This window comes from Bacillus sp. P4_D3, from assembly GCF_056401855.1.
Window position 1 is genome coordinate 1 of the sequence record NZ_JBFUIN010001226.1, and the last position, 653, is coordinate 653.

General features: G+C 33.6%; 2 protein-coding genes. Both read left to right on the plus strand.

Annotated elements, in window-relative coordinates; translation table 11 throughout:
- The coding region (locus tag AC1DTM_RS30465; RefSeq protein ID WP_477001702.1) for an ATP-binding protein at positions 1–431 on the plus strand (431 nt) is incomplete at its 5' end.
- A 134-nt stretch (positions 432–565) separates the two neighbouring features.
- Positions 566–653 (plus strand): LysR family transcriptional regulator (locus AC1DTM_RS30470; protein WP_477001703.1); only part of this gene is annotated, 88 nt, incomplete at its 3' end.

The window sequence follows — 653 nt, forward strand, 5'->3', positions numbered from 1 at the left end:
TAGTAAATGATTCCGTGCATGAACATAAACGCTTCTTTATCCGGAGTTTTGTATATCCAGAGCTTGAAATTGATAAAGGTATTACTGTAGAAAGTGATGCGAAATGGTTGCAATTTTTAATTGGACAAATTATATCGAATGCGATTAAATACTCATCAGGTAGTAGAGAAAAGATTAAAGTGAAAGCATGTAGGGAAKGTAATACAGTTGTACTTGAAATTGCCGATAGTGGCGTCGGGATACCGAAGCAAGATTTACCAAGAGTATTTAAACCGTTCTTTACAGGAGAAAATGGTAGAGATTTTAAAGAATCAACTGGAATGGGGTTATATCTTGTATATGAAATTACAAAACAATTGGGACATAGTGTAGAGATCCATTCAGAAGTTGATAAAGGTACCGTTGTACGAATAATATTTTTTAATGTGTAACAAGTGATTAAGGCTAAAGAACTTTGGAGATAAGTTTTTTAGCCTTGTTTTGTACCACTTGAAAATAAAAAATTATTTACCTTAGAGAAGTAAAAGCGAAGTGTTTATTATTTGTTTATGATAGGGGGATTGAAATGGATATTCGGAAAATGAGGTATTTCATAACGGTGGCAGAAGAATTAAACTTTAGTCGTGCAGCAGAACGCCTTATGATGGCACAAC